General features: G+C 75.2%; 25 protein-coding genes. 20 read left to right on the forward strand and 5 right to left on the reverse strand.

Annotated elements, in window-relative coordinates:
• Window positions 1–231 precede the first annotated feature (231 nt).
• The 11 genes from PUR56_RS23210 to htpX all read left to right on the forward strand — a co-directional run bounded on the left by PUR56_RS23210 (window position 232) and on the right by htpX (window position 11,516).
• Window positions 232–648 carry an NADH-quinone oxidoreductase subunit A gene (locus PUR56_RS23210; protein WP_329885471.1) on the forward strand — a complete coding sequence of 139 codons (417 nt, stop codon included), beginning with the start codon at window positions 232–234 and terminating at the stop codon, window positions 646–648.
• Window positions 639–1,286: an NADH-quinone oxidoreductase subunit B gene (locus tag PUR56_RS23215; RefSeq protein WP_329885470.1), complete on the forward strand. Its 648-nt coding sequence runs from the start codon at window positions 639–641 to the stop codon at window positions 1,284–1,286. The genes PUR56_RS23210 and PUR56_RS23215 overlap by 10 nt, the downstream gene beginning before the upstream one ends.
• The gene (locus PUR56_RS23220; RefSeq protein WP_329950327.1) at window positions 1,283–2,473 is read left to right on the forward strand and encodes an NADH-quinone oxidoreductase subunit C; all 1,191 of its coding nucleotides are present in this window, start codon (window positions 1,283–1,285) and stop codon (window positions 2,471–2,473) included. Before PUR56_RS23215 ends, PUR56_RS23220 begins: the two co-directional genes overlap by 4 nt.
• Entirely contained in the window at window positions 2,470–3,429 is a 960-nt protein-coding gene (gene nuoH / locus PUR56_RS23225; protein WP_329885468.1) for an NADH-quinone oxidoreductase subunit NuoH, read from the forward strand. Before PUR56_RS23220 ends, nuoH begins: the two co-directional genes overlap by 4 nt.
• Complete coding sequence (locus PUR56_RS23230) at window positions 3,426–3,977, forward strand: NuoI/complex I 23 kDa subunit family protein (protein ID WP_329950328.1); 552 nt, start codon at window positions 3,426–3,428, stop codon at window positions 3,975–3,977. Before nuoH ends, PUR56_RS23230 begins: the two co-directional genes overlap by 4 nt.
• Window positions 3,974–4,759 carry an NADH-quinone oxidoreductase subunit J family protein gene (locus PUR56_RS23235; protein WP_329950329.1) on the forward strand — a complete coding sequence of 262 codons (786 nt, stop codon included), beginning with the start codon at window positions 3,974–3,976 and terminating at the stop codon, window positions 4,757–4,759. Before PUR56_RS23230 ends, PUR56_RS23235 begins: the two co-directional genes overlap by 4 nt.
• Entirely contained in the window at window positions 4,759–5,136 is a 378-nt protein-coding gene (gene nuoK / locus PUR56_RS23240; protein ID WP_329950330.1) for an NADH-quinone oxidoreductase subunit NuoK, read from the forward strand. The genes PUR56_RS23235 and nuoK overlap by 1 nt, the downstream gene beginning before the upstream one ends.
• Window positions 5,133–7,214, forward strand: a complete 2,082-nt coding sequence (locus PUR56_RS23245; RefSeq protein ID WP_329950331.1) for an NADH-quinone oxidoreductase subunit 5 family protein — start codon at window positions 5,133–5,135, stop codon at window positions 7,212–7,214. Before nuoK ends, PUR56_RS23245 begins: the two co-directional genes overlap by 4 nt.
• Before the next feature lie 57 nt (window positions 7,215–7,271).
• Window positions 7,272–8,828 carry a complex I subunit 4 family protein gene (locus PUR56_RS23250; protein WP_329950332.1) on the forward strand — a complete coding sequence of 519 codons (1,557 nt, stop codon included), beginning with the start codon at window positions 7,272–7,274 and terminating at the stop codon, window positions 8,826–8,828.
• Between the two features lie 128 nt (window positions 8,829–8,956).
• Complete coding sequence (locus PUR56_RS23255) at window positions 8,957–10,501, forward strand: NADH-quinone oxidoreductase subunit N (protein WP_443034553.1); 1,545 nt, start codon at window positions 8,957–8,959, stop codon at window positions 10,499–10,501.
• Between the two features lie 151 nt (window positions 10,502–10,652).
• Complete coding sequence (htpX, locus tag PUR56_RS23260) at window positions 10,653–11,516, forward strand: zinc metalloprotease HtpX (RefSeq protein ID WP_329885461.1); 864 nt, start codon at window positions 10,653–10,655, stop codon at window positions 11,514–11,516.
• Between the two features lie 48 nt (window positions 11,517–11,564).
• Here htpX and PUR56_RS23265 read toward each other — a convergent pair whose 3' ends face one another.
• Window positions 11,565–13,043 (reverse strand): aminotransferase-like domain-containing protein, encoded by a 1,479-nt coding sequence (locus PUR56_RS23265; RefSeq protein WP_329950334.1) that lies wholly within the window; start codon window positions 13,041–13,043, stop codon window positions 11,565–11,567.
• Here PUR56_RS23265 and PUR56_RS23270 point away from each other — a divergent pair.
• On the forward strand, window positions 13,042–14,043 hold the full coding sequence (locus PUR56_RS23270) for a DMT family transporter (protein ID WP_329950335.1): 1,002 nt from the start codon (window positions 13,042–13,044) through the stop codon (window positions 14,041–14,043). The genes PUR56_RS23265 and PUR56_RS23270 overlap by 2 nt on opposite strands.
• A gap of 61 nt (window positions 14,044–14,104) precedes the next feature.
• Here PUR56_RS23270 and PUR56_RS23275 read toward each other — a convergent pair whose 3' ends face one another.
• A complete protein-coding gene (locus PUR56_RS23275) occupies window positions 14,105–14,575 on the reverse strand; it encodes a DUF7144 family membrane protein (RefSeq protein WP_329950336.1) in 471 nt (156 codons plus the stop codon).
• A gap of 280 nt (window positions 14,576–14,855) precedes the next feature.
• Here PUR56_RS23275 and PUR56_RS23280 point away from each other — a divergent pair, with 280 nt between their 5' ends.
• The 4 genes from PUR56_RS23280 to PUR56_RS23295 all read left to right on the forward strand — a co-directional run bounded on the left by PUR56_RS23280 (window position 14,856) and on the right by PUR56_RS23295 (window position 17,255).
• Entirely contained in the window at window positions 14,856–15,314 is a 459-nt protein-coding gene (locus PUR56_RS23280) for a BlaI/MecI/CopY family transcriptional regulator (protein WP_329950337.1), read from the forward strand.
• Between the two features lie 15 nt (window positions 15,315–15,329).
• Window positions 15,330–16,283: a M48 family metalloprotease gene (locus PUR56_RS23285; RefSeq protein ID WP_329950338.1), complete on the forward strand. Its 954-nt coding sequence runs from the start codon at window positions 15,330–15,332 to the stop codon at window positions 16,281–16,283.
• Between the two features lie 156 nt (window positions 16,284–16,439).
• Window positions 16,440–16,718 (forward strand): hypothetical protein, encoded by a 279-nt coding sequence (locus tag PUR56_RS23290; RefSeq protein ID WP_329885455.1) that lies wholly within the window; start codon window positions 16,440–16,442, stop codon window positions 16,716–16,718.
• A 135-nt stretch (window positions 16,719–16,853) separates the two neighbouring features.
• Complete coding sequence (locus PUR56_RS23295) at window positions 16,854–17,255, forward strand: YccF domain-containing protein (RefSeq protein ID WP_329885741.1); 402 nt, start codon at window positions 16,854–16,856, stop codon at window positions 17,253–17,255.
• A gap of 66 nt (window positions 17,256–17,321) precedes the next feature.
• On the opposite strand, the gene PUR56_RS23300 is transcribed toward PUR56_RS23295, so the two are convergent.
• On the reverse strand, window positions 17,322–18,041 hold the full coding sequence (locus tag PUR56_RS23300) for an FMN-dependent NADH-azoreductase (RefSeq protein WP_329950339.1): 720 nt from the start codon (window positions 18,039–18,041) through the stop codon (window positions 17,322–17,324).
• Window positions 18,042–18,116: 75 nt separating this feature from the next.
• Between PUR56_RS23300 and PUR56_RS23305 the strand changes: the two genes are divergently transcribed.
• The gene (locus PUR56_RS23305; RefSeq protein WP_329950340.1) at window positions 18,117–18,977 is read left to right on the forward strand and encodes a sigma-70 family RNA polymerase sigma factor; all 861 of its coding nucleotides are present in this window, start codon (window positions 18,117–18,119) and stop codon (window positions 18,975–18,977) included.
• 63 nt (window positions 18,978–19,040) lie between these two features.
• On the opposite strand, the gene PUR56_RS23310 is transcribed toward PUR56_RS23305, so the two are convergent.
• Window positions 19,041–20,057: an NADP-dependent oxidoreductase gene (locus PUR56_RS23310; RefSeq protein ID WP_329950341.1), complete on the reverse strand. Its 1,017-nt coding sequence runs from the start codon at window positions 20,055–20,057 to the stop codon at window positions 19,041–19,043.
• 256 nt (window positions 20,058–20,313) lie between these two features.
• On the opposite strand from PUR56_RS23310, the gene PUR56_RS23315 reads away from it, so the two are divergent.
• A complete protein-coding gene (locus PUR56_RS23315; protein ID WP_329950342.1) occupies window positions 20,314–21,231 on the forward strand; it encodes a LysR family transcriptional regulator in 918 nt (305 codons plus the stop codon).
• 99 nt (window positions 21,232–21,330) lie between these two features.
• Here PUR56_RS23315 and PUR56_RS23320 read toward each other — a convergent pair whose 3' ends face one another.
• Window positions 21,331–23,247, reverse strand: a complete 1,917-nt coding sequence (locus PUR56_RS23320) for an ABC transporter permease (RefSeq protein ID WP_329950343.1) — start codon at window positions 23,245–23,247, stop codon at window positions 21,331–21,333.
• 293 nt (window positions 23,248–23,540) lie between these two features.
• On the opposite strand from PUR56_RS23320, the gene PUR56_RS23325 reads away from it, so the two are divergent.
• Both PUR56_RS23325 and PUR56_RS23330 read left to right on the forward strand, forming a co-directional pair.
• Window positions 23,541–24,923 (forward strand): sensor domain-containing protein, encoded by a 1,383-nt coding sequence (locus PUR56_RS23325; RefSeq protein WP_443034550.1) that lies wholly within the window; start codon window positions 23,541–23,543, stop codon window positions 24,921–24,923.
• Window positions 24,920–25,585, forward strand: coding sequence for a response regulator transcription factor (locus PUR56_RS23330; RefSeq protein WP_329950344.1), 666 nt, complete (start codon window positions 24,920–24,922; stop codon window positions 25,583–25,585). Before PUR56_RS23325 ends, PUR56_RS23330 begins: the two co-directional genes overlap by 4 nt.
• Window positions 25,586–25,607: the final 22 nt, after the last annotated feature.

Consider the following 25,607-nt stretch of genomic DNA (forward strand, 5'->3'; position numbering starts at 1 on the left):
CATGGGGGTGATACGTCTTCCCGGGCGGGGGTTATCCCCACCCCGTCCGAGGTGGGGCGGCGATACCGGGCGTCCACCGGACGTCCACCGGCCGTCTTGCGGATCGGGCAGGGTACGGGGTACCTGTGCGGTGCACTTAGACTCACGCTCTGGCGATGGTTATGAGCGTGTAAAGAGACGTCGTAGAACTGCCCTGCGGGCGGTTTCCACGGCCGATGTGGAGGCGAGGGCATGGAGGGGCAGCAGGCGGCTGTCGCCGCGGCCGACCCGGCGGCCGGCAGCGGCTACTTCGACGCGTACGCCGCGATGGGCCTGCTCGCCGTCGTCGGCGTGCTCTTCGTCGTCGTGGCGTTCACCGCGAACCGCCTGCTGCGGCCGGTGGTGTACTCGCCCGAGAAACTCCTCGCCTACGAGTGCGGCGTGGACCCGGTGGGGGAGGACTGGGCGCACACCCAGGTCCGCTACTACGTCTACGCCTTCCTGTACGTGATCTTCGCGGTCGACGCGATCTACCTGTTCCCGTGGGCGACCGTCTTCGCCTCCGCCGGCTACGGCGCCGGGACGCTGATCGAGATGTTCGTCTTCATCGGCTTCCTCGCGGTCGGGCTGCTCTACGCCTGGAAGAAGGGCGTTCTGGAATGGACGTGACGCACACCCACCCGCACGGGCACGGCGCCCCGGACGGTCCGGTTCCGCTGGGCGTGCCCGACCCGTCGCGCCCCGGCGCCGCCGCCGAGCGGCGCAGCATCGGCCCGCTGGCCCGGCTCGCGCCGGACCCGGTCAAGGTCGTCCTCAACTGGGGGCGGCGCTACAGCCTCTGGTGCTTCAACTTCGGCCTGGCCTGCTGCGCGATCGAGTTCATCGCCGCGTCGATGGCCAAGCACGACTTCATCCGGATGGGCGTCATCCCCTTCGCGCCGGGCCCCCGGCAGGCCGATCTGATGATCGTCTCGGGGACGGTGACCGACAAGATGGCGCCCGCGGTCAAGCGCCTCTACGAGCAGATGCCCGAGCCGAAGTACGTCATCTCCTTCGGCGCCTGCTCCAACTCCGGCGGCCCCTACTGGGACTCCTACTCCGTCACCAAGGGGGTCGACCAGATCATCCCGGTCGACGTCTACGTGCCCGGCTGCCCGCCCCGTCCGGAGGCGCTGCTCCAGGGCATCCTCAAACTGCAGGAGAAGATCGCCGCCGAGTCGCTGCCCGGCCGCTACACCGCACCCGCCGCGGCGCTCCGCCGCCCGCTGGTGGCCGGGCCCGGTTCCGCCGAGGGAGGGGCCTCATGACCACGGCCGAGCAGTACGCGGCGTCGGTCGGGGAGTGGGCGACCGGCGCCGAAGCGTACGGGCTGATCACCGTCGACGTCCCCGCCGAGCACTGGATCGAGGCGCTCACCGCCGCCCGTGACACGCTGGGCCTGGGCTTCTTCGACTGGCTGAGCGCCGTCGACGAGCTGGCCGAGGGCTTCTCCGTGATCGTCCACCTCGCCTCCGTCGACGCCCCGGGCGTCCGCCACCTGGCGCTGCGCACCCGGGTGCCGCGCGAGAAGGCCGCCCTGCCGACCGCCGTGTCCGTGTACGCCGGTGCCGCCTGGCACGAGCGCGAGACGCACGAGATGTTCGGCATCGACTTCCCCGGACACCCCTACCTCGCCACCCTGCTGCTGCCGGACGGCTTCGAGGGGCACCCGCTGCGCAAGGAGTTCGTGCTCGCGGCCCGGGTCGCCAAGGCCTGGCCGGGCGCCAAGGAGCCGGGCGAGTCCGACCACGGCGACGGGCCGGCGCGGCGCAAGATGCAGCCGGCCGGTGTGCCGGACCCGAACGAGTGGGGTCCCCTCAAGGGCACCCTTCCGCCGGTCGCGGAGCGGCCCGCGCGTGCCGCGCGGGCGGCGGGCGCGGCCCGGACCCCGCGTGCTGCCGGGGCTGCCGGGGCTGCGGCCCGTGCCGCGGGTGCGTCCGCCGAGGGCGGCGCGGTCGTGCGGGCGGACCGGCCGCGCCGGGTCCGGTCGGTCTCCGACGGCTCGGTGAGCCAGGCGGCCGGCGCGGGACCGGAGGCCGACGCGACGCGGGCCCCCGAGGCGGCTGCCGCGCCCGCTCCGGAGGCACCCGCCCCGGAGGCCCCGGCTTCCGCGACCGGTGCTCCCGAAGCTCCTGAAGCTCCGGCTCCTGAAGCTCCGGCTCCCGGAAGTGCCGCTCCTGCGGTCGCCGGTGAGGAGCGGCCCGGACGCCCGGCGCCCGCGCGGACCAGGTCCGCCGACGCGCCGTGGCACAACCCGGTTCCGGCCCACGACGACTCCCCGAAAGCCCCCGACGCGGACAGGTCCGCGGAGCCCGAGGCGCCCACGAAGCCGGAGTCCGGCGCGCCGGCCGCGGCGGGCGACCCGAGCGACGGCCCGAGCGACGGCCCGAGCGGGAAGAGCGACGACGGCGGGACACCGGCCGAACCGGCCGGCCAGGACGGAGACAGCGCGTGAACCTGCTCGACACGGCGCTGCGCTGCGTCGCCACGCTGGTCGTCTTCCTCACCTTCCCCCTGCTCATCGGCCAGACCGAGCACAAGGTGATGGCGCACATGCAGGGCCGCCTCGGCCCGATGTACGCCGGCGGCTTCCACGGCTGGGCGCAGCTGGTCGCGGACGGGGTCAAGTTCGCGCAGAAGGAGGACATCGTCCCGGCCGGCGCGGACCGGCGGATCTTCCAGCTGGCGCCCGCCGTCTCGTTGCTGCCGTACCTCTTCGTGCTGCTCGCGATCCCGGTCGGCCCGGACGGCTTCGTCGGCCAGGCGGTCGACGCCGGACTGTTCTTCGTCCTCGCCGTCATGGGCGTCGGCGTGATCGGCAAGCTGATGGCGGGCTGGGCCTCGGCCAACAAGTTCTCGCTGCTCGGCGGCCTGCGGACGGCCGCGCAGCTGATGTCGTACGAGCTGCCGATGGTGCTCGCGGCGGCGTCCGTCGCGATGGCCGCCGGGACGCTGTCGCTGCCCGGGATCATGGACGCCTGGGAGTGGTACTGGATCCCGTGGCAGATCATCGGCGCGTTCGTCTTCTTCGTGGCCGGTCTGGCCGAGCTGCAGCGCCCGCCGTTCGACATGCCGATCGCCGACTCGGAGATCATCTTCGGCGCGTACACCGAGTACACCGGCCTGCGCTTCGCGCTGTTCCTGCTCTCCGAGTACGTGGGCATCCTGGTCGTCTCCGCGCTCACCGCGGTGCTCTTCCTGGGCGGCTGGCACGGACCGCTGCCGGACCAGCTCGGCTGGCTGTGGACCATCCTGAAGACCTTCGCGCTCGCCTTCGTGGTGATCTGGCTGCGGGTCACCTACCCCCGGTTGCGCGAGGACCAGCTGATGCGCCTCGCGTGGACCGTGCTGATCCCGCTCGCCCTCGTCCAGCTCGCCCTCACCGGCGTCATCAAGGTGGCGATCTCATGAGCTTCCCCGGCGCCGGCCTGGCCAAGGGCCTGGCCGTCACCCTGCGGACGATGACGAAGAAGACCGTCACCGCGCAGTACCCCGAGGTGCAGCCCGACCTCCCGCCGCGTTCGCGCGGCGTGATCGCGCTGCTGGAGGAGAACTGCACGGTCTGCATGCTCTGCGCCCGCGAGTGCCCGGACTGGTGCATCTACATCGACTCCCACAAGGAGACGCTGCCGGCCGCCGACCCGAACGCCCGTGCCCGCACCCGCAACGTGCTGGACCGGTTCGCCATCGACTTCTCGCTCTGCATGTACTGCGGGATCTGCATCGAGGTGTGCCCGTTCGACGCGCTGTTCTGGTCGCCCGAGTTCGAGTACGCGGAGACGGACATCCTGGAGCTCACCCACGAGCGGGACCGGCTCCGGGAGTGGATGTGGACCGTACCGGTGCCGCCCGCGCTGGACCCGGCGGCCGAGGAGCCCAAGGAGATCGCCACCGCGCGGAAGGCCGCGGACAAGCTGGCCGCCGCCGCGGCACTCGAACAGGGGGGTGACGCGCAGTGAGCGCCGCCACCCTGCTCGCCGCGACCGGGTCGCTGGACCCGGCCGCGCGTTCCTTCCTCTCCCCGACCGGGGTGGAGATCGTCTTCCTGCTGGTCGGCATCGCGGTGCTCGGTTCGGCCGTCGTCGCCGTCACCACCAAGCAGCTGGTGCACGCCGCGCTCTGGCTGGTGGCCGCGCTCGGCGGGCTGGCGGTGGAGTTCCTGCTGCTCACCGCCGAGTTCATCGCCTGGGTCCAGGTCCTGATCTACCTCGGTTCGGTGGTCGTGCTGGTGCTGTTCGGGCTGATGCTCACCAAGGCGCCGATCGGGCGCTCGCCGGACGCCGACTCGGGCAACCGCTGGGTCGCCCTGGTGGTGGCGCTGGCCTCGGGCGGCACCCTGGTGACGCTGGTCGTGGACGCCTTCCGGACGTCCTGGATCGACCTCGGCGCGGGCGGTGGCTCCGCGGCGGTGACGGGCGCGAGCCTGTTCCGGACGTGGGTGCTGCCGTTCGAGGCGCTCTCGGTGCTGCTGCTGGCCGCGCTGGTCGGCGCGATCGTGCTGTCGCGCGGCGGCGGACGCCGGGTGCCGGTGCCCCGGGCCGGGCGGATCCGGGCCGGCAAGCCGGTGGGTTCCAACGGGACGGTCGCCGCGACCGCGCCGAAGGCCGCCCCCGCGGTTCCGGCCGTCGAGGCCGTCGAGGCCGCCCCGGCCGCCACGGCTGCCCCGGCCGTCGAGGGCGCCGCCTCCGCTCCCGCTTCCCCTCCGGCCTCCGCTCCGACCACCCCCGAGCAGGAGGGCTGATGCACCTCGCCTACCCCGCCGTCCTCGCCGCGCTGCTGTTCAGCGTCGGCGTGTACGGCGTGCTCGCCCGGCGCAACGTCATCCTGGTGCTGATGTCCGTCGAGCTGATGCTCAACGCCGTCAACCTCAACCTGGTCGCCTTCGACGTCTGGCTGCGCGACTCGTTGCACGCCGGCCAGGCGCTGACCCTGTTCACCATCACCATCGCCGCCGCCGAGATCGGACTCGGGCTCGCCGTCGTCCTGCTGCTGTTCAGGGCCCGGGGCACCGCGGACATCGACAAGGTCACCACGCTGGGCGACCCGGCGGAGTCCACCGTCGACATCGAGGAGGCGCCGGTCGGAGCCGAGGCGCTGAAGGGCCGGGCCGCCGCATGAACCTCGCCCTGCCCGCCCTCGTCCCCGCCCTGCCCGCGCTCGGCGCGGCCGCCACCCTGGCCGTCGGCAAGCGCGTCCCCGGTCTGGCCAGGCCGCTGGCGATCGTGCCGGTGGCCGTCTCGGCCGTGCTCGCCCTGGTCGTCGCGATCCAGCTCGGCAGCGGTCAGTCGCTGGACGTCGCCACCCGCCTCACCCCGACCGGCGGCCCGGACATCGCGCTCGCCTTCCACCTGGACGGCTACAGCTCGCTGATCTCCGTGCTGGTCGGCCTGGTCGCCACCTGCGTGCAGGTCTACTCGACCGCCTACCTCAAGGACGACCCCCGCTACCCCTCGTACGCGGCGCTGGTCTCGCTCTTCACGGCGGCGATGTTCCTGGTCGTGTACTCCGGCGACCTGATCGTGCTGCTGGTCGGCTGGGAGATCATGGGCATCTGCTCGTACTTCCTGATCGGCCACCACTGGGAGACCCAGGACGCCCGCTCGGCCTCGCTCAAGGCCTTCCTGGTCACCAAGCTCGGCGACGTCCCGTTCCTGTTCGGCATCTTCCTGCTCGGCGCCGACGCCGGGAGCTTCCGGATCGAGGACGTGCTGCGGGCCGCCGCCGACGGACAGCTCGGCCACCCCACGCTGACCGCGCTGCTGCTGCTCGCCGGTGTGGCCGGGAAGAGCGCGCAGTTCCCGCTGCACACCTGGCTCCCGGACGCGATGGCCGGCCCGACCCCGGTCTCCGCGCTGATCCACGCCGCCACCATGGTCGCCGCGGGCATCTACCTGGTCGCCCGGCTGCTGCCGGTCTTCCTGCTCTCCGGCGCGGCGCTGGTCGTGCTGGCGGTGATGGCGGCCGTGACGATGATCGGCTCGGCGCTCTGCGCGCTCGCCCAGGACGACCTCAAGCGGGTGCTCGCCTACTCGACCGTCGGCCAGCTCGGCTACATGGCCGGCGCGCTGGCCAGCGGCGACCGCGAGGCGTCCGTCTTCCACCTGGTCAGCCACGGCGCCTTCAAGGCGCTGCTCTTCCTCGCCGCCGGTGTGGTGATCCACGCCGCGCACACCAACTCGATCTCCGTGATGTCCCGGATGCCCGGGCTGCGCAAGCGCGTCCCGGACGCCTACTGGACGATGGGCATCGCCCTGGTCGCCCTGGTCGGTCTGCCGCCGTTCTCCGGCTTCTTCAGCAAGGAGGCGGTGCTGACCGCCGCCGAGCACGCCGCCAACGGCGAGGCGCTGACCAACGGCGTCGGCCCGGCCTCGGCCGTGCCGCAGGCGGCCGGGTGGATCGTGCTGATCTCGGCCGGGCTCACCGCGCTGCTCACGGCGGCGTACGCGACCCGGATGTTCCTGGTCGCGTTCCACAGCCCGGCCACCGCCGGGGCGCCGGCCACGGCCGTCGCCGCCGTCGCCGCCGGTGCCGGGGTCTCGGCGCCGACCGCCGCGGGGTCCTCCGACCACGAGGCCGGTGCGCCCTACTCGCCCGAGGTGGACGAGGCCGACCCGGCCACCGCCGAGCCGCCCGCGATGCGCTGGCCGCTGTGGGTGCTGGCCCTCCCGACCGTGGGCTTCGGCGTCGCCGGCCTGCGCTCGGACTGGCTGCCCGCACTGCTCGACGGCGGTTCGCTGCGGCCCTCGGCGGTCACCGCCGTCACCGGCACCGGCCTCGCCGTGGTCGGCATCCTGCTGGCGTACGGGGCCTGGCGCTCCGCCGCGGCCCGGCTCGGCGCCGGGCGGCCCGCCCCCGCGGCGGCGGGCCGGGTACCCGAGCAGGCCGGATCCCCGGCCGCCGAGGTGATCGCCGCCGATCCCGGACGCGCCCTGCTCGGTCCGCTGTTCGACCCGGCCCGGCACGGCTTCGGCGTCGACCGGCTCTACGGAGCGCTGTTCGTCCGCCCGGTGGCCGCCGCCGCACGGCTGGTCCGCTTCCTCGACCGCGAGGTCGTGGAGACCTACGTACGCGGCAGCGGGGTCGGTGCCAACCTGCTCGGCCGGGCCGTCCGGCTCGCGCAGACCGGCAACGCGCAGACGTACCTCAGCGCGCTGCTGGCCGGCGTCGTCCTGCTGGTCGTCCTGGTGGCGGTGTAGCCGGATGAACCAGCCGATCCGTCCCACCCCGTCGACCGCAGCCCGTAGGAGCCCCCGATGAACGCGGTCCTCATCGCCCTCCTGGCCCTGCCGGTGCTCGGCGCCGCGCTCACCCTGGCGCCGGTGTTCGGCACCGACGCGGCCGCCGCCGACCGGCGCGCGCTGCGCTTCGGCACCGTGCTGACCGGCGTCGTCCTGCTGCTCACCGTCGTCCTGGCGGCCGGTTTCGACCACGACGAGCCCGCCCGGATGCAGGCCACCACCGACGTGGCCTGGATCCCGGCCATCGGCGTGCGGTTCCACCTCGGTGTGGACGGCGTCTCGCTCCCGCTGATCGTCCTGACCTCGCTGCTCACCTTCCTCTGTGCGCTGTACTCGGAGCGGCGGCTGCCGTCCGGGGAGGGCGTGCCGTCGGCCCGCTCCTTCGTCGGGCTGTTCCTCCTCCTCGAAGTGGGCATGCTCGCCACCTTCGCGGTGCTGGACCTCCTGCTCTTCTTCGTGGCCTTCGAGATCGTGCTGATCCCGATGTACTTCCTGATCGCCCGCTGGGGCACCGGGGCCAAGGTGCCGGCCGCCAACCGGTTCATCCTGTACACGCTGCTCGGGTCGGCCGTGATGCTGCTCGGCTTCCTGCTGGTCGGCGGCAAGGCCGGAACCTTCGACATGCAGGCGCTGGCCGCCGCCCACGGCTCGGGCCTGAGCCACTCCACCCAGGTGATCGCCGCCCTGGCGATCATGGTCGGGCTCGCGGTCAAGGCCCCTGCCTGGCCGCTGCACAGCTGGCTCCCGGACGCGCACACGGCGGCCCCGACGGTCGGCTCCGTGCTGCTCGCCGGCGTGCTGCTGAAGATGGGGACGTACGGCCTGGTCCGCGTCCTCCTCCCGGTCGTCCCCGACGGCACGGCGACCCTCGCCCCCTACCTGGGCGCCTTCGCCGCCGTCGGCATCGTCTACGGCTCGCTGGCCTGCCTCGCGCTGGCGCGGCCCGGTGCCAAGGGCGACCTCAAGCGCCTGATCGCCTACTCCTCCGTCGGCCACATGGGCTTCGTCCTGCTGGGCATCGCCTCCCTCACGCCGGTGGGCGTCAACGGCGCGCTGTTCGCCAACATCGCCCACGGTCTGATCACCGGTCTGCTCTTCTTCCTGGTGGGCGCGATCAAGGACCGTTACGGCACGGCGGACCTCGACACCCTGGCCGGTACCACCGGCGCCGCCCTGTACGGACGGGCACCGCGGATCGGCGCGCTGCTCGCCTTCGCGGCCGTCGCCAGCCTCGGCCTGCCCGGGCTGGCCGGCTTCTGGGGCGAGCTGCTCGCGATGTTCGGCGCGTTCGACCCGGCCGAGGGCCTCTCGCGTCCCGCATTCGTCACCTACATGGTCCTGGCCGGTCTCGGCACCCTCCTCACCGCCGCGTACCTGCTGATCGTGGTCAGGCGGGTCTGCATGGGCGATCCGAAGCAGCCCGCACCGGTGGCCGAACTCGCCGACCTGCGCCCGTACGAGGCCGTCAGCTGGACGCCGCTGGTCGCCCTCACCCTGCTGGCCGGTCTCTGGCCCGCTCTCCTGCTCGGTCTCTCCGAGCCCGCCGTCAAGCACCTCCTCGGGGGTGGCTGACCATGCTCGGCACCCAGCTGAGCGCCCAGCTCCTCGGCGCGCAGCTCAGCACGCAGCTCGGCACGGGCAGACAGCTCGGCGCCGCGACCGGCACCGCACTCGGACCTCACTCCACGGGGCAGCCCACTGTGACCTCCCTCGCCGTAGCCAACCCGGGCAGCCTGATCCAGTCCGTGGACTGGGTGGCGATCGCGCCCCCGCTGATCGCCGCGCTGGCCGCCCTCGCGGTGCTGGTCACCGACCTCTTCCTGCCCGAGCGCCACAAGCGGCTGCTCGGCCGGCTCACGGCCGGCGGACTCGCCCTGGCGCTCATCGCGCTCCTCCCGCTCGTCGGAGGCTCACCCCGAGCCACCTTCTGTGCGCAGAACGTAACAGGGGTCACTGACAACGCGGGCTGCTCGTACGTCGCCGACCACTTCGCCCTGGTCTTCCAGCTGCTCGCGCTCGGCGGCGCGCTGATCGCCGCCCTGCTCTCCGCGCACACCGTGGAGGACGAGAAGCTGCCCGGCGGCGAGTACTGGTTCCTGCTGCTCTCCAGCGCCGCCGGCGCCGCCCTGCTGCCCGCCTCCCGCGACCTCGCCACCCTGGTGATCGCCCTGGAGGTGGCCTCGCTGCCGGCCTTCGCGCTGGTCGCGCTCCGCCGGGACGGCCGGGGGGCCGAGGCCGCGCTCAAGTTCTTCCTCTCCTCCGTCACCGCGACCGCCGTGATGCTGCTCGGCGTCGGCTTCGTCTACGCCGCGAGCGGCAGCCTGCACCTGGGCGCCGTCGCCACCGGCCTGGAGCACGCCCCCGCGCAGCTGAAGCCGCTGGCCCAGGCCGGCGCGGTGCTCACGCTGGCCGGCTTCGCCTTCAAGGTCGCCGCCGTCCCGTTCCACTTCTGGGTGCCCGACACCTACACCGGCGCCCCGCTCCCGGTGGCCGGCTACCTCTCGGTGGTCGGCAAGGCGGCCGGCCTCGCCGGGCTCGCCCTGGTCACCACGATCGCCTTCCGCCCGTACGCGCACACCTGGGGCCTGGTGCTGGGGGTGCTGGCGGCCGTCACCATGACCGTCGGCAACGTGGGCGCGCTGCGCCAGCGGTTCGACACCCGGTTCAGCGCGGTGCGGCTGCTCGCCTGGTCCTCGGTGGGCCAGGCCGGTTACCTGCTGGTGCCGCTGGCCGCCGCCGGCTACGCGCCCACCACGAGCGACCCGCTGGGCGCCACCGCCGCGTACGCGCTGATCTACGGCGTGGTCAACCTCGGCGCCTTCGGCGTGGTGGCGGCGGTCGGCCGCCGGGCCGGGACCAGCGTCGACGACTTCCGCGGCCTGTTCGCCCGCAGGCGCTGGACGGCGCTGGCGCTGGCCTTCTTCCTGCTCTGCCTGGCCGGGCTGCCGCCGGGCGTCATCGGCCTCTTCGGCAAGGTGGTGGTGTTCCGCGCCGCCGTCGACGCCGGGCTGGGCTGGCTGGCCGCGGTGATGGCCGTCAACGTCGTCGTCGCCCTGTACTACTACCTGCTCTGGACGGCGCGGCTGTTCGCCCCGGCGGAGGCCGCCGGGGAGGCGCCGGCCGCCTCCGAGCGGAGGCTTCCGGTCACCCTGACGGCCACCCTGGGGCTCACCGCCTCGGCGGCGGTGGTGCTGTCGGTGGCTCCGCAACTGGTGCTCCAGGTGGTCGGCGGCTCGCTGTTCTGAGGCGGGCGGGGAGGCCCCGGTACGTCTGAGCTGGTCCTCCGGTCGGGTGTCGCGCTGGTCACAAGGGAACAAGGCCCCGGGCCCCACCCGTTGACCGGGCAAGAGGGACGAGGCAGAAAGGGCTTCCCCACGCACCATTGGAGGGCCAGCCGTGCACCGCCGGCACAATGGACTGAGGACCGCCGCCCTGCTCGGCGGCCTCTCGGCGCTGATCCTCGTGATCGGCAGCTTCTTCGGCCGGACGGGCCTCGTGGTCGCCCTGGTGGTCGCCCTCGGCACCAACGCCTACGCGTACTGGAACAGTGACAAGCTCGCCCTGCGGGCCATGCGGGCCCGCCCGGTGAGCGAGATCGAGGCACCGCGGCTCTACCGGATCGTCCGGGAGCTCTCCACCTCGGCCCGCCAGCCGATGCCCCGGCTGTACATCTCGCCGACCCCGGCCCCGAACGCGTTCGCGACGGGCCGCAACCCGCGCAACGCGGCGGTCTGCTGCACCGACGGCATCCTGCACCTGCTCGACGAGCGCGAGCTGCGCGGCGTCCTCGGCCACGAGCTGAGCCACGTCTACAACCGCGACATCCTGATCTCCTCGGTGGCCGGGGCGCTCGCCTCGGTGGTGATGTTCCTGGTCAACTTCGCCTGGCTGATCCCGTTCGGCCGCGGTGACGACGACGACGGGCCCGGCCTGTTCGGGATGCTCGCGATCATGATCCTGGGACCGCTGGCCGCCTCGCTGATCCAGCTGGCCGTCAGCCGCTCCCGGGAGTACCAGGCCGACGCCGACGGCGCCCGGATCACCGGCGACCCGCTCGCCCTGGCCGGTGCGCTGCGGAAGCTGGACGCCGGGACCCGGCAGCTGCCGCTGCCCCCCGAGCCGCAGATCAAGACCGCCAGCCACATGATGATCGCCAGCCCGTTCCGGCCGGGCGAGGCCGGGACGAAGCTGTTCTCCACCCACCCGCCGATGGCCGAGCGGATCGCCCGCCTGGAGCGGATGGCAGGCCGCCGGGACTGACCTCGCGCGGGCCCGGAGGGTCCCCGCCGCGGCGGGGACCCTCCGGGCTCAGCCGGTCGTCTCCTCGTACGCCCGCCGGAGGCGCCGGACGCCCTCCGCCACCATGGCGGGGCTGTCCGCGGCCGCGTAGCTGAGCCGCAGGTGCGGGGCCGGGGGCTCGGCGGGGTGGTACGGGCGGCCCGGGGTGACCAGCACGCCGGCCCGCAGGGCCGCCGCGGTGAGCACCGTCTCGTCGGTGCCGTCGGGGAGCCGCAGCCAGAGGTGGTAGCCGCCGAACCGGTGCGCGCCCAGCAGCCCGGGCAGCTCGTGGCGCAGCGCCGCCACCGCGGCCCGCCGACGGTCCCGCAGTTCGGCGCCGAGCGTGCGCAGATGGCGGGCCCAGCCGGGGTCGGCCACCAGTTCCAGGGCCGCCTCCTGGAGCGGCCTGGGCACGAAGAAGCTGTCCACCACCTGGGTGGCGCGCAGCCGTTGCAGCGCCGGGCCGCGCGCGGTGAGCGCGCCGATCCGCAGGTTGGGCGAGGTGGCCTTGGTGAGCGAACTCAGGTGGACCACGATGCCGTCCGGGTCGTCGGCGGCCAGCGGGCGCGGCAGCGCCGGCGCGTCGGCGTGGACCAGGCGGCGGGCGAAGTCGTCCTCGATCACGAAGGCGCCGGCCGTCCGGGCGATCCGCAGCACCTCGGCGCGGCGATCGGGGGAGAGCACCGCGCCGGTCGGGTTCTGGAACAGCGGCTGGCAGAAGAACACCCGGGCCCGGGTGGCGTCGAAGGCGGCCGCGAGCAGGTCGGGGCGCACGCCGTCCCCGTCCACCGGGACGGGGACCGGCCGCAGCCCGGCGGCCCTGGCCACGGCGAGGGCGCCCGGGTAGGTCGGAGACTCGACCAGCACGGGGGCGCCCGGGGAGGCGAGCGAGCGCAGGGCGATGGTGAGAGCGCTCTGGCCGCCGGCCGTGATCAGCACGTCGCCCGCGCCGAGCGGGCCGCCGCTGCCGCCGATGTCCCGGGCGAACCAGGCGCGCAGCTCGGTCAGCCCGTCCACCGGCGGGCGGTCCCAGGCGCCGGGCCGGCGTCCGGCCCGGGCCAGCGCGGCGGCGAGCAGGCGCTCGGGCTGGAGCGAGGCGTTCGGGTAGCCGCCGTTGAGGTCGAGCACGTCGGGCCGGGGGACGTTCAGCATGGCGAACATCGGTCCGGCGCCGACGTCGCGCGGGCCGGCCTCGGCGCTCAGCGCGACCTCCTGCCAGGAGAGGTCGCCCGGGCGGGCGGGCGGCGGGGCGTGCGGGTGAGCGCCGTCGGACGCAGCGGACGCCGCGGTCGGCGCGGTCGCGGAGGTCCGGAAGACGCCGGCGCCGGGCCGGGAGACCACCAGGCCCTCCGCGGCCAGCACGGCGACCGCCCGGGAGACCGTTCCCGGGCTGACCTGGTGCCGCTCCGTCAGGACCCGGCTCGACGGCAGCTTCCGTCCTTCCGGGTAGCGCTCCACTTCCCGGCGCAGTCTGTCGGCGAGTTCGACCACACTGCTACGCTCGTTCATGAAGACACAAGATAGCGCTACGCATCGTGCGGCGGTAGCAGCGAAGCCCGCGACGAGCCACCCGGTCGGCCCCACCGGCCCCGGTCCCGGAAGCGCGGCACCCGCCGTCGGCGTCACCGGCACCGCCCTGGCGGCCCTCGGTGTCCTCTCCTTCTCGTTCAGCTTCCCCGCCACCTCCTGGGCGCTGACCGGCTTCGGCCCGTGGACGGCCACCGGGCTGCGCGGCCTGCTGGCGGGCCTGCTCGCCGCACTCTGCCTCGCCGCCGCCCGCGTCCCGGTGCCCGAACGGCGGCACTGGCCCGGCCTGCTGGTGGTCTCGGCCGGCTGCGTGCTCGGCTTCCCGCTGCTCACCACGCTCGCGCTGCAGAGCTCCTCGACCGCGCACTCCGCGGTCGTCATCGGCGTGCTGCCGCTGGCCACCGCGTCGGTCGCCGCGCTGAGGGCGCGCCGGGCGTCGGGCCGGTCCGGTGGCACCGGCGCGGCGAGCCGTCCGTCCCGGACCTTCTGGTGCGCGGCGCTGGCCGGCGCCGCGGCGGTGCTGGGCTTCACGCTGGTGCAGAGCCACGGGCGGCCGAGCGTCGCGGACCTCTACCTGTTCGCGGCCCTGCTGGTCTGCGCGGCCGGGTACGCGGAGGGCGGCCGGATCTCCCGGGAGATCCCGGGCTGGCAGGTGATCGGCTGGGCGGTCGTCGTGGCGCTGCCGGTCACCGGGCTCATCACGGCGGGAGCGCTGGCCGTCGAGCCGGTCGGGTTCGGGGCGAAGGCGGTGGCCGGGCTCGCGTACACGGCGGCGGTCTCCCAGTTCGGCGGGTTCGTCCTCTGGTACCGGGGAATGGCGGAGATCGGTGTGCCGAAGGCCAGCCAGCTGCAGCTGGCGCAGCCGCTGCTGGCGCTGGTCTGGTCGGTGCTGCTGCTGGGCGAGGAGCTGCCGGCGGCCGCGCCCGTCACGGCCGTGGCGGTGCTGCTCTGCATCGCGGTCACCCAGCGGTCCCGGACGTGAGACCGGGGCGTGAGGCCGGGGCGCCCGGGCCCGTGGTCGTCCCGGGCCCGGGCGACGGGGATCAGGAGGCGGTGCGCTCGGGCCGGTAGACGCAGAGGGCCCAGATGATGAAGACGTCCAGCGCGATCACGGTGATCGACCAGAACGGGTAGTACGGCATCGCCAGGAAGCTGTCGGCGGCGCTCACCGCGGTGAGGAAGACGCCGGTGTACCGGGCCCAGGCGGCGCCCTTGAGGACGAACGCGCCGACCACCGCGACCAGCGCGCCGACGACGATGTGGATCCAGCCCCAGCCCGTGAGGTCGAACCGGAAGACGTACCGGGCGGAGCTCAGGAAGACCTCGTCCTCGTGGACCGCCATGATGCCCCGCAGCACCTCCATGATGCCGTTCAGGAGCATCAGGACACCGGCGAAGACGACGAGGCCGGGCGCCCAGTCGCTGAACCGGGTGGCCGAGGCCGGTGGCGGCGGCGCGCCGGTGCCGGAGCGCCAGGGCGGCGGCTGATCGGGAGGGGTCGACGTGCTGCTCATGGGTTCCTCCAGGGCCGGACGCCGGGGCCGGACAGGCGTTCGGAGAGGCGTCCGGATCTCGACCGTCCACCTCCGGCCGGTGCCGGGCAACCGGACACGCCTGTTCGGGTGACCCGTGCCGCACCGGCCGGCACCGCCCGGCACCGCCCTGCACCGCCCTGCACCGTCGTACCCGGCCGGCGGTGGAACGCCTGCGAACCACCGCACCGGCGGCAGGTCTGACCGGCGCGGACACCGGCGGCGACCGGGCTCCCTTTACCTGCTCGTTAGGATGACCGGCATGGCAGAGGACACCAACACCCCGACGGCCGGGGACCCGCGGGCCCGGCGGCGCGGCCAGGGCGAGCTGGAGGCGCAGGTGCTGGCCGTGCTCCAGCAGGCGCCGGGCCCGGCCACGGCCGGATGGGTGCAGGAACGCCTCGACGGCGACCTCGCGTACACCACCGTGATGACCATCCTCTCCCGGCTGCACGCCAAGAGCGCCGTCTCCCGGACCCGGTCCGGCCGCTCCTACCTCTGGCAGGCCGCCTCCGACGCGGCCGGCCTCGCGGCCCTCCGGATGCGCCGGGTCCTCGACGGCGAGGCCGACCGGGACGCCGTGCTCGCCAGCTTCGTGACCGCACTGCTCCCGCACGACGAGGAACTGCTGCGCACGCTGCTCGACAGCGCCTCCGCGCCCGATCTGCCGACGACGGGCCCGGCGGCGCCCGGCCCGTCGGCGACCGACCGCGAGAGCTGAGCCCGGGAACCGACCGTGGGCGTCTTCGTCTTCCTCCCGCTCGTCCTGCCGCTGACGGCGCTGCCGATCGCGCGCCTCACCGAGCAGCACCTCCACCCGCGCGGCGCGGCCCGCCTGCTGACCGGGATCAGCATCGTGATGGCGCTGTGCAGCGCGCTCTGCCTCGGCCTGATCGGGGTCGTCGGCACCGCGCAGATCCCCGGCAACCCGCTGCCCGACAGCTGGTCCGACCCGGAGGTCCGGGCGGCCCTGCCGTACCACGAGACGGTCGGCACGGCGGCGCTCCTCGTCCTCGCGGTGGTGTTCGTGGCCCTGGTCCGGACGGTCGCCCGCCACCTGCGGATCCGCGCCCGTGCCCGGCGCGCGCTCGGCCGCGCGCTGCCCGGCGCCTCCGACGTCGCGCTGCTCCCCGACTCCGCCCCGTACGCCTACGCGCTGCCCGGCTCCCTCCGTTCGCCCGGACGCGTGGTGGTCTCCACGGGCATGCTCGCCGGTCTCGCCGACGACGAGCGCGCCGCCCTGCTCGCCCACGAACGCGCCCACCTCGCCCACCGGCACCACCGCCACCTGCTGGCCACCCAGCTGGCCGGCTGCGTCAACCCCTTCCTGCGCCCGCTCCAGCGCGCCGTGGCCTACAGCGCCGAACGCTGGGCCGACGAGGAGTCCGCCCAGGCCGTCGGCGACCGGCGGATCACCGCCCGCGCCGTGGCCCGCGCCGCCCTCGCCTCCCACCGGGCGCCCGCCTACGCGGCCTTCCCCGCCTTCGCCGCGCCCGGTCCCGGCCCGGTGCCCCGCCGCGTCGCCGCCCTGCTCGGCCCCGTCCCGAGCTCCCGCAACTGGCCGCCCGCCCGCACCCCCGCCGGGCTCGCCGCCCTCGTGGCGGCCCTCGGCACCGCCGCCTCGGCGGTGTCCGCGCTCAACGCGGCGGTGGCCCTGCTCCTCGTCCTGAAGGCCGTCACCCCGCTGTAGCGGCTCCGCCCCGCCCGGTGCGGAGGGTGACGAGTCGACGGACCGACGGGTCACGGATGGCTTCCACCGGTAGCGGTTCGTGTGCGCACGTGCCGGAATGGTGACAGCCGGTGTTCACCACCGGGCCGAAATCCAACGCCTCGAAAGGGCTCTTCCATGCGCACCATGCACCGCATCCTCGCCGCCACCGCCGTCGTCCTCCCGCTCGCCGTCTGCGGCGCCACCGTCGCCTCCGCGGACGCCGCGGGCGACGCCGTGCCCGTCGCCCACTTCGACAAGGGCTCCTTCGCGGTCGGCCCGGACGGCAGTGCCCTGCACCTGACCAGCGTCCACTTCGGCCCCGACGGCGCCAGCTACTTCGACGGCATCCTGGTCATCGGCCAGCACGGTGTCGCGGGCACCTTCACCGACACCGGCATCGGCCTCGGCGACTGACGGCCCCCGCCCCTGCTCCGCGCCGCCCGGCCAGCCCGGGCGGCGCGGAGTGCTTTCCGTGGCGGCGTAGACACGGGTCACAGCGGGCATGGCTGGTCATAGGGGTCGACCGTCGACCGTGAGAGGGTGCCAACCATGAAGGTGATCGGCTTCGTCCTGAACGTCCTCTGGTTGATCTTCTGCGGCATCTGGATGGCGATCGGCTACGTGATCGCGGGAATCATCTGCTGCGTGCTGATCATCACCATCCCGTTCGGCATCGCCGCGTTCCGGCTGGCGGGGTTCGTCCTCTGGCCGTTCGGGCGCAAGGCGGTGGAGCGGCCGGACGCGGGGGCGCCGTCCTTCGTGGGCAACGTGATCTGGCTGGTGTTCGCCGGGTGGTGGCTGGCGCTGGCGCACCTGATCACCAGCATCCCGCTGTTCATCTCGATCATCGGCATTCCGTTCGGGTGGGCGAACCTCAAGCTGATCCCCGTCTCGCTGATGCCGCTCGGCCGCGAGATCGTCCCGAGCGACGAGCCGTGGGGCGCGCGGTAGCCGGAGCACCGACGCACGTCACCGGGCCGGCGAGGGCGACACCCTCGCCGGCCCGGTCGTACGAGGTCAGGCGGCGGCGAGGCCGGCGAGGGCGGTGCGGGCCGCGCTGAGGGAGGTCGCGGCGAGGGGGCGGTAGGGGGTGAGGGCGGGGACGTCGTCGGCGCGGGTGAGTTCGGCGTGGACGAAGCTCAGGTGTTCGGCGGGGACGCCGAGGTTGTCGAAGTACGCCCGCAGGTAAGGGGTCTGGAAGTCGAAGGCCTCGCGCGGGGTGCCCGGGCCGTAGGCGCCGCCGCGGGCGGTGACGACGACGACCCGGGTGGCGGCGAGCAGGCTGCGGCCGGTGACGGGGTCGCTGAAGGCGCCGGGGAAGGTGACCCGGTCGATCCAGGCCTTGAGCGCGGCGGGAACCGTGAAGTTGTACATCGGGACGCCGAGCAGGAGGGTGCCGGCCGCCCGGAGCTCGGTGATCAGGGGAAGGGTGAGGGACCACTCGTCCCGTTCGCCGGGGGAGGCGGCGACGGCCCGGACGTCGGCGAGCGGGACCGTGCCGCGGCGTTCGACGCGGACGCCGAGGGCGGCGTAGGCGGCTCCGATCGGCGGGACCGGATCGGCGGCGAGGTCGCGGTGACGGTAGCCGGCGGTGCCGTGGCGGGCCTGCCAGGTGCGGGCGAAGCGGGCGGTCAGCCGGCGGCTGACGGACTCGCCGGGCGGACTCGCGCTGCAGTCCAGGTGGAGCAGGGTGGCGGGGACGGCGGGGACGGCGGGGACGGCGGGGGTGGCGGTCATCGGGAGGCTCCTTGTCACCTCGGTGGAGCGGGGATCGTCAACCCTGTGACGGGGCCGCGCGAGGAAAGGTGACCGATGGACGGGCGCGAGGAACTGGCGGTGCGGTTCGAGGCAGAGCGGGGGCGGTTGCGGTCGGTCGCGCAGCGGATGCTCGGCTCGACGGGGGAGGCCGAGGAGGCCGTGCAGGAGGCCTGGCTGCGGTTGGAGCGGGCGGACGCGGCGGCGGTGGAGAACCTCCCGGGGTGGCTGACCACGGTCGTCTCGCGGATCTGCCTGGACGTGCTGCGGGCGCGGGCGGGGGCCGGGAGGCGGGAGGCGCACGTCGAGGAACCGGTGGTGGAAGGACCGGAGGCGGAGGCGGAGCTGGTCGAGGAGGTGGGCCGGGCGATGCTCGTGGTGCTGGACCGGCTGGGGCCGGCCGAGCGCGTCGCGTTCGTGCTGCACGACGGGTTCGCGGTGCCGTTCGAGCAGATCGGGCGGGTCGTCGGGCGGACGCCGGTGGCGGCGAAGAAACTGGCCAGCCGGGCCCGGCAGCGGGTCCGGGGGACGGCGGGGGCGGAGCCGGCGCCGCCGGCCGGGCACCGCGCGGTGGTGGAGGCGTTCCTCGCCGCCGCGCGCGGCGGCGACCTGGACGCGCTGCTCGCGGTCCTGGCGCCGGACGTGGTGCGCCGGGCCGACCCGGCGGCCCTGCCCGCCGGGCGTCCGGCGGTGGCGCGCGGCGCGCTCGCCGTGGCCCGGGAGACCCGGGTGATCGGGCAGCGGGCGCGGTTCGGCGTGCCGGTGCTGGTGGACGGCGGGATCGGGGTGGCGATCGCGCCGGGCGGGCGCCTGTGGCTGGTCCTGCTGATGACGGTCGCGGACGGGCGGGTGGCGGGCTTCGAGGTGGTCGCGGACCGGGCGCGGCTCGCCGGGACGGAGATCACGCTGTTGCCCTGACCGCCGCCGCTCGGCAGTCACCGCCGACCGCAGCCGACCGCAGCCGCTGCCGGCCCGGTGCCGTCAGCGGGGGACGTCGGCGAGCCGGACGATCATCTTGCCGGTGTTGGCGCCCCGGAGCATGCCGAGGAAGGCCTCGACGACCCGGTCGAAACCCTCGACGACCGTCTCGTCGGGCACGACGGCGCCGGAGCGCAGGTGCGGGACGAGGAAGTCGTACAGCTCGGGGCGGGCGTCGAGGTGGTCGCGGACCAGGAAGCCCTCCAGCCGCAGGCTCTTTCCGACCACGTCGAACAGGTTGCGCGGGGCGGGCGGCGGCGACTGGAGGCGGTTGTACTGGGCGACCGCCCCGCACCAGGCGATCCGGCCGTGGTCGCGGAGGGCGGCGATGGCGGCTTCGAGGTGGTCGCCGCCGACGTTGTCGAGGTACACGTGCAGGCCGTCGGGGGCGGCCTCGCGGAGGCGGTCGGCGATCGGGGCGTCGTGGTAGTCGAAGGCGGCGTCGAATCCGAGGTCCTCGGTGAGGTGCCGCACCTTGGCGGCCGAGCCGGCGCTGCCGACGATCCGGCCGGCGCCGAGGAGGCGGGCGATCCGGCCGGCCGCCGTACCGACCCCGCCGGCCGCCGCCGAGACGAAGACCGTCTCGCCCGGCTGCAGCCGGGCGACCCGGGTCAGGCCGACCCAGGCGGAGAGGCCGGTGCCGCCGAGGATGCCCAGGTGGGCGCTGAGCGGGACGCCCGCGAAGTCCGGGAGGACCGTCGTCTCGGCGGCGGTGACCACCGAGAGGGTGCGCCAGGCCCGGCGGTGGTGCACGAGGGCGCCGACGGGGAGGGCCGGCGTCCGGGACTCGACCACCCGGCCGAGGGCGCGGCCCTCCAACGGGGCGTGCAGCTCCCAGCTCCCGGTCGCGTCCATCTCCTCGCGCATGTACGGGTCGACGGACTGGTAGACGTTCTCGACCAGGGCCTCGCCGTCGGCGAGGGGCCGGACGGTCTCGTCGAGGAAGGCGAAGTTCTCGGCGCCGGGGGCGCCGGTGGGGCGGGAGACGAGGTGGACGACGTGGGCGACGGGGCGGGGCATGGTGGGCTCCGGGATCGTTGGGGCGGTGATGATCACCGTAGGGAGGCGGGGCGGAGCCGGGCAGGGGGCAGCGGTGATGGGTGGGTCGGTTCCATGAGCGGAATCGATGGAAGGCGGGTGGGGAGGTAGGTTCGGCGGTGTCGACGGGTGGCCCGGACGAGCGCCGGGGCTGACTGCCAGGACCGAGGGTCGGGGCCGAGGCTCAGGACCGAGGGTCGGGGCCGACCGACCGGGCTGAGTGGCAGGAGTGAGTGGCATGGGTGAGCCGGGTCCGGACCTCGCCCCGCACGAGTTGCGGGTCCTGGTCGCGGTGGAGGAGGCGCAGGGGTTCACGGCGGCTGCCGCGCGCCTGGGCACGAGCCAGTCCGCCGTCTCGCACGCCGTGCGCACCTGCGAGCGGAAGCTCGGCGCGGTGCTCTTCGACCGCGGGCGCCACGGCGCACGCCCGACCGAGGCGGGCGTACGGGCCGTCGCGTACGCCCGGAGGGTTCTGCGGCTGCTCGCGGCGATGGGTCCCGAGGTGCGGGCCGCGGGGGCGGGGGACCACGCCGGGGCGGTCACCGGGCCGCTGCGGATCGCCGCCTTCCGCAGCGTCGCCGCGCACCTGCTGCCGCCCGTTCTGGCCCGGCTCGCCGCCCGCCACCCGGGGCTCACACCGCAGGTCCGGATCGTCCGTGAGATCGGGCGCGGCACGGCCGGCGAGGTCGCGGACGGCCGTGCCGACCTCGGGCTCGCCACCCTGGACGCGAGCGTGCCGCCACCGGTGCCCGGACTGCTCTCCGTCCGGCTCTTCGAGGAGGAGTACGCGCTGGTGCACCCGGTGGGCCACCCGGCACCGCACGGGCTGCCGCTGGTCGACTGGGACGAGAACTGCGGCTCGTACACCCGGGACTGGTGGGACCGGCAGGACTGGATCCCGCCCGCGACCATCGACGTCGAGGACGACACGGTGGCCGTCTCGCTCGTGTCGCAGGGGTTGGGGATGGCGATCATGCCCCGGACCGCCCTGCTCGGCGCCCCGGCCGGGCTGGCGCTCACCGACCTCGGGCCGCGTCCGCCGAGCCGCCACGTCGGATACGTGACGACGCCGGAGCTGGCGGGCACGGCGGCGGTGCGGGCGCTGATCCGGGAGCTGCGCGGCCTCACCCTGCCGGCGGGCCTGGTCGCGGTGTGAGGACGGCGGCCCGGCCCGGGCCGCCGACGACCGGGGGCGGGGGCGGGGCCGTCCCCCGACCGGCCGGACCGGCGGCTCAACGGGCAGTGGCTCAGTGGCTCAGCGGGCGGCGGCGGTGACCGGGCGGGAACGCAGGGCCCAGGCGGTGGCCGGGGCGGCGCAGAGTGCCGCGAGCAGGACGGCGCCGGCGGCGACGAGGCCGACCGGCCGCCAGGGCAGGACCCACGGTGACGGCGTGCCGAGCAGGGCCGCCGCGCCGTGCATGGTGCCGAGCTGGACGGCGGTCACCGCGCAGCCGAGGACCGCGCCGACCGCCACCACCAGCACCGACTCGGCGGTCACCAGCCGCACCACCTGGGCCCGGCCGGCACCCGCCAGGCGGAGCAGGGCGAGTTCGCGACGGCGGTCGGCGGTGGCCTTCAGGATCGTGTTGGCGAGGGCGATGCCCGTGTAGACGAGGGCCAGACCGAGCACCAGCACCATACGCAGCCAGGCCGTCCGGGCCTTGGCGGGCGCGGTGGCGGCGAGCCAGTCCTCGCGGCTGAACACCGTCGCGCCGGACGCCCGCGCGGCGGTCCGTACCTGTTCGGCGGCACGTACCCGCTCGGCGTCGGCGAGGTGGTCCAGGCGCACCTCGATCCGGTCGGTGCGGGCGCCGGGCGCGTTGGCGGCGGTGACGTACAGCCCGTTGTCGCCGAGGCCGTCGCGCAGCACGGCGGCCACCCGCAGGGTCGCCCGGCTGCCGTCGGCCCGGACCACCGGGACCGGCTCGCCGATCGTCGTGCGCCCCCATTCCGCCGGCAGGACGAGGGAGCCGTCGTCGAGGTCGGCCGGAGAACCGGCCAGCAGGGGCAGCCGGGCGAGGGCGGCGAGCCCGGCCGGGTCGGCCACCCGCGCCTCGGAGCGGACCACCACGCCGTCCGGCTCCACCAGCGAGAGGCGGGTCGGACCGGTGGGGGACAGGGTCACGCCGGGGACGGCACGCAGGGCGTCCGCCGTCGCGCCGGGTGCGCCGCCGTCGGCGGGGACGACGACCAGGTCGGCGGCGGTACGGGCGCGGGCCTCGGCGGAGCGGGCGGCGCTCACGGTGTCCAGCGCACCCGCCAGCGAACCGGTCAGCGCCACCGACACCAGCACCGGCGCGGCCACCGCGCCGGTCCGGCGGAGCGCGGCGGCGGCGTTGGCGCGGACCAGCCGCCCGGCGTACCCGGTGAACCGGGCCGGGGCGAGCCGGCCGAGGGCGCGGACCAGGGGAGGGGCGAACAGCGGGGAGAGCAGGCCGCACGCGGAGATCAGCCACATCGGCTGCGTGGTGTAGGTCTTGCGGTGCAGCAGGTCGACGGGGTCGGTGGCGAGCGCGGCGGCGGTGAGGACGGCCGCGGTCAGCAGCAGGCCGAGCCCGGTGACGAGGCGCCCGACGGTCAGCACACCGGCGTCGAGGTCGGCCGTGCGCAGGGCGTCCAGCGGGCCGACCCGGCCGGCCCGGCGGGCGGCCACCGCGACACCGCACAGGGCGACCAGCAGGCCGGTCCAGAACGCGGTGAACAGGGGCCAGCCGGTCGGGCCGAGGGCGAAACCGGGCGGGGCCATCCCCACGCCGGCCAGCTGGCGGAGCAGCACCGGCGCCCCGAGCCGGCCGAGCGCGCAGCCGGCGGCGGAGGCGACCGCGCCGAGCAGCAGCGCCTCGGCCAGCACGGTACGGCGGACCTGGGCGGGGGTGGCACCGGCCAGCCGGAGCAGACCCAGCTCCCGGCGCCGCTGGGCGACGGCGTAGGAGAACGTGGACGCGACGACGAACGCCGAGACGAACGCGCTCACCCCGCCGGCGGTGCCGAGGGCTGCGACCAGCGAGACCAGCTCCTCGCCGCCCGGGCCGCCGGGGGTGCCGAGCGCGGCGGCGAGGCCGAGCAGCATGACGGCGGTCATCGCGACGCCGAGGGCGAGGGCGAGGAAGGCTCCGAGGAGGGAGATCCAGCGTGCCCTCAGGGACTTGAGCGCGATCCGCAGCATTCTCATGGGGTCCAGCGAACCGCCGCGGGGTGGTGCGGGGCAGCAGGCCGGGGGCCACTCCGGGAGGTAGGGCGGGCCCTACCCGTAGGGGGAGCGGGGGGTGGCCGCACCGGACGTCGGGCCCGCCGACTTCCTGTGCGGGGGCGGGGCGGGGCGAGGCGGGGGCGGGGCCGGAGCGAGCGGGGCCGAAGCGGGCGAACGGTAGGCCTGGCCCTACCGACGGCCCGCCGCCCGGGTGCCTAGGGTGGGCCGCTGGTGCAGCCGGACCGGACCGGCGCGGGGCAGGGGGAGTCGGCGCGGTGGACGGGGTGGCGGACGGGCCGGTGGACGGGCCGGTGGACGGGCCGGTGGACGGGCCGGTGGACGGGCGGCCGGCGGGCGTGTGGGGGCAGGTGGCGCGGCCCGGGTTCCTCCGGTCGTCGGCGCCTTGGCGGGCGGCGGCGTACCTGCTGACGACCGGGGTGACGGGGCTGCTGCTCTGCGGCGGGCTCCTGGTGGCCGGGGTGGCCGCCGGAGTGCTGGCGGTGCTGCTGGTCGGGTTGCCGCTGCTCGCCGCGCTGGCGCTGGTCGGGCTGCCGGTCGCGGCCTGGGAACGGCGGCTGGTCCGGCTGGTGGCGGACGCGCCGGTGCCGGATCCGCACCTCGTCCCCGACCGCCCGGGCCTGGCGGCCTGGCTGCGGCTGCGCTACCGCGAGCGGGCGACCTGGCGCGAACTGGGCTTCGCCCTGCTCGCCGCGTGCGTGCTCTGGCCGATCGACCTGACCGTGGCCGGCTTCGCCCTCGCCGTCCCCGGGTACCTGCTGGCCGCGCTGCCGATGCTCCTGCTGGACGGCGAGCAGGTGAACGTCCTCAAGCTGTGGCAGGTCCACTCCCCGGTGGTGGCGGGCCTGTTCGGGCTGGCCGGCCTGCTGCTGGCGCCCCTGCTCGGCTATCCGCTGGCGGCGGTGGCCGCAGCCCGCGCGGCGCTGGTGCGACTGGTGCTCGCACCGGGCGGGCAGGACCGTCGGATCGGTGAACTGGTCCGCTCCCGGGCCCGGTTGGTGGACGCCTTCGAGGCGGAGCGGCGCCGGATCGAGCGCGATCTGCACGACGGCGCCCAGCAGCGGTTGGCGGCCCTGCGGATGACGCTCGGCCTGGCCCGGCTGGACGCGCCGCCGGACGGTCCGCTGGCCGCGAGGCTCGCCGAGGCGCACCGGGAGGCGGGAGAAGTGCTCTCCGAGCTCAGGGAGTTGATCAACGGGATCCACCCGCAGGTGCTCACCGACCGGGGTCTGCCGGACGCCTGCGCGGACGCCGGCGACCGCTCGCCGATCCCGGTCACCACCCGCTTCGCGCTGCCCGGGCGGCTGCCGGCGCCGGTCGAGTCGGCCGGTTACTTCGCCGTCGCCGAGGCGCTCGCCAACGTCGCCAAGCACAGCGGCGCGAGCGCGGTGACCGTCGACGGACGGTACGCCGGCGGCCGGTTGACCATCGAGGTGGCGGACGACGGCCGCGGCGGCGCCGACCCGTCGGGCGGCAGCGGGCTGACCGGGCTGGCCGACCGGGTCGCGGTCGTGGACGGCACACTGACGGTGAGCAGTCCGCCCGGCGGACCGACCCTGGTGCGGGTGGAGATCCCCTGCACCCCGGCCCAGGCCCCGGCCCCGTCCGCGGCGCCGGCCGACGGAGGAGCAGGACGATGAACGAGCAGGCAACCGGCGCGCTGAGGATCGTGGTCGCCGAGGACGGCGTGCTGCTGCGCGAGGGGCTGGTCGGCCTGCTGGCCCGGTTCGGGCACGAGGTGGTGGCCGCGGTCGGCGACGCCGAGGCGCTGCGGACCGCGGTCGGCGCGCATGCGCCGGACCTCGTCGTCACCGACGTCCGGATGCCGCCGGGCCAGACCGACGAGGGACTGCGGGCGGCGGTCGCCCTGCGCGAACGCCGCCCGGGACTGCCCGTCCTCGTCCTCAGCCAGTACGTGCAGCACTCGTACGCGGCGGAGCTGCTCGACTCCGGGGACGGCTCGGGCGTCGGCTACCTGCTGAAGGACCGGATCGGCCAGATCGAGGAGTTCGTCGCCGCGGTCGCCACGGTGGCGGCGGGCGGCACGGTGGTCGACCCGGAGGTGGTCCGGCAGCTGCTGCGCCGCCGCCGGGACCCGTTGGAGCGGCTCACCCCGCGCGAGCGGGAGGTGCTGGCGCTGATGGCGGAGGGCCGGTCGAACGCGGCGATCTGCCGGGAGCTGGTGGTGTCGGACGCGGCGGTGGGCAAGCACATCGGCAACATCCTGATGAAGCTGGACCTGCCGCCCGCGGAGGAGTCGCACCGCCGGGTGCTGGCGGTGCTGCGGTTCCTCCGGGGGTGACGGGCCCACCGGGAGGGCGGCC

The organism is Streptomyces sp. BE303, from assembly GCF_036290945.1.
Lineage (GTDB): Bacteria > Actinomycetota > Actinomycetes > Streptomycetales > Streptomycetaceae > Kitasatospora.

What these genes read in the sequence shown, in the direction of transcription:
- PUR56_RS23210 (WP_329885471.1), top strand. Translation starts at nt 232, where the DNA reads ATGGAGGGGCAGCAGGCGGCTGTCGCCGCGGCCGACCCGGCGGCCGGC.
- PUR56_RS23215 (WP_329885470.1), top strand. Translation starts at nt 639, where the DNA reads ATGGACGTGACGCACACCCACCCGCACGGGCACGGCGCCCCGGACGGT.
- PUR56_RS23220 (WP_329950327.1), top strand. Translation starts at nt 1,283, where the DNA reads ATGACCACGGCCGAGCAGTACGCGGCGTCGGTCGGGGAGTGGGCGACC.
- PUR56_RS23230 (WP_329950328.1), top strand. Translation starts at nt 3,426, where the DNA reads ATGAGCTTCCCCGGCGCCGGCCTGGCCAAGGGCCTGGCCGTCACCCTG.
- nuoK (WP_329950330.1), top strand. Translation starts at nt 4,759, where the DNA reads ATGCACCTCGCCTACCCCGCCGTCCTCGCCGCGCTGCTGTTCAGCGTC.
- PUR56_RS23245 (WP_329950331.1), top strand. Translation starts at nt 5,133, where the DNA reads ATGAACCTCGCCCTGCCCGCCCTCGTCCCCGCCCTGCCCGCGCTCGGC.
- PUR56_RS23250 (WP_329950332.1), top strand. Translation starts at nt 7,272, where the DNA reads ATGAACGCGGTCCTCATCGCCCTCCTGGCCCTGCCGGTGCTCGGCGCC.
- PUR56_RS23270 (WP_329950335.1), top strand. Translation starts at nt 13,042, where the DNA reads ATGAAGACACAAGATAGCGCTACGCATCGTGCGGCGGTAGCAGCGAAG.
- PUR56_RS23265 (WP_329950334.1), bottom strand. Translation starts at nt 13,043, where the DNA reads ATGAACGAGCGTAGCAGTGTGGTCGAACTCGCCGACAGACTGCGCCGG.
- PUR56_RS23275 (WP_329950336.1), bottom strand. Translation starts at nt 14,575, where the DNA reads ATGAGCAGCACGTCGACCCCTCCCGATCAGCCGCCGCCCTGGCGCTCC.
- PUR56_RS23280 (WP_329950337.1), top strand. Translation starts at nt 14,856, where the DNA reads ATGGCAGAGGACACCAACACCCCGACGGCCGGGGACCCGCGGGCCCGG.
- PUR56_RS23290 (WP_329885455.1), top strand. Translation starts at nt 16,440, where the DNA reads ATGCGCACCATGCACCGCATCCTCGCCGCCACCGCCGTCGTCCTCCCG.
- PUR56_RS23295 (WP_329885741.1), top strand. Translation starts at nt 16,854, where the DNA reads ATGAAGGTGATCGGCTTCGTCCTGAACGTCCTCTGGTTGATCTTCTGC.
- PUR56_RS23300 (WP_329950339.1), bottom strand. Translation starts at nt 18,041, where the DNA reads ATGACCGCCACCCCCGCCGTCCCCGCCGTCCCCGCCGTCCCCGCCACC.
- PUR56_RS23305 (WP_329950340.1), top strand. Translation starts at nt 18,117, where the DNA reads ATGGACGGGCGCGAGGAACTGGCGGTGCGGTTCGAGGCAGAGCGGGGG.
- PUR56_RS23310 (WP_329950341.1), bottom strand. Translation starts at nt 20,057, where the DNA reads ATGCCCCGCCCCGTCGCCCACGTCGTCCACCTCGTCTCCCGCCCCACC.
- PUR56_RS23315 (WP_329950342.1), top strand. Translation starts at nt 20,314, where the DNA reads ATGGGTGAGCCGGGTCCGGACCTCGCCCCGCACGAGTTGCGGGTCCTG.
- PUR56_RS23320 (WP_329950343.1), bottom strand. Translation starts at nt 23,247, where the DNA reads ATGAGAATGCTGCGGATCGCGCTCAAGTCCCTGAGGGCACGCTGGATC.
- PUR56_RS23330 (WP_329950344.1), top strand. Translation starts at nt 24,920, where the DNA reads ATGAACGAGCAGGCAACCGGCGCGCTGAGGATCGTGGTCGCCGAGGAC.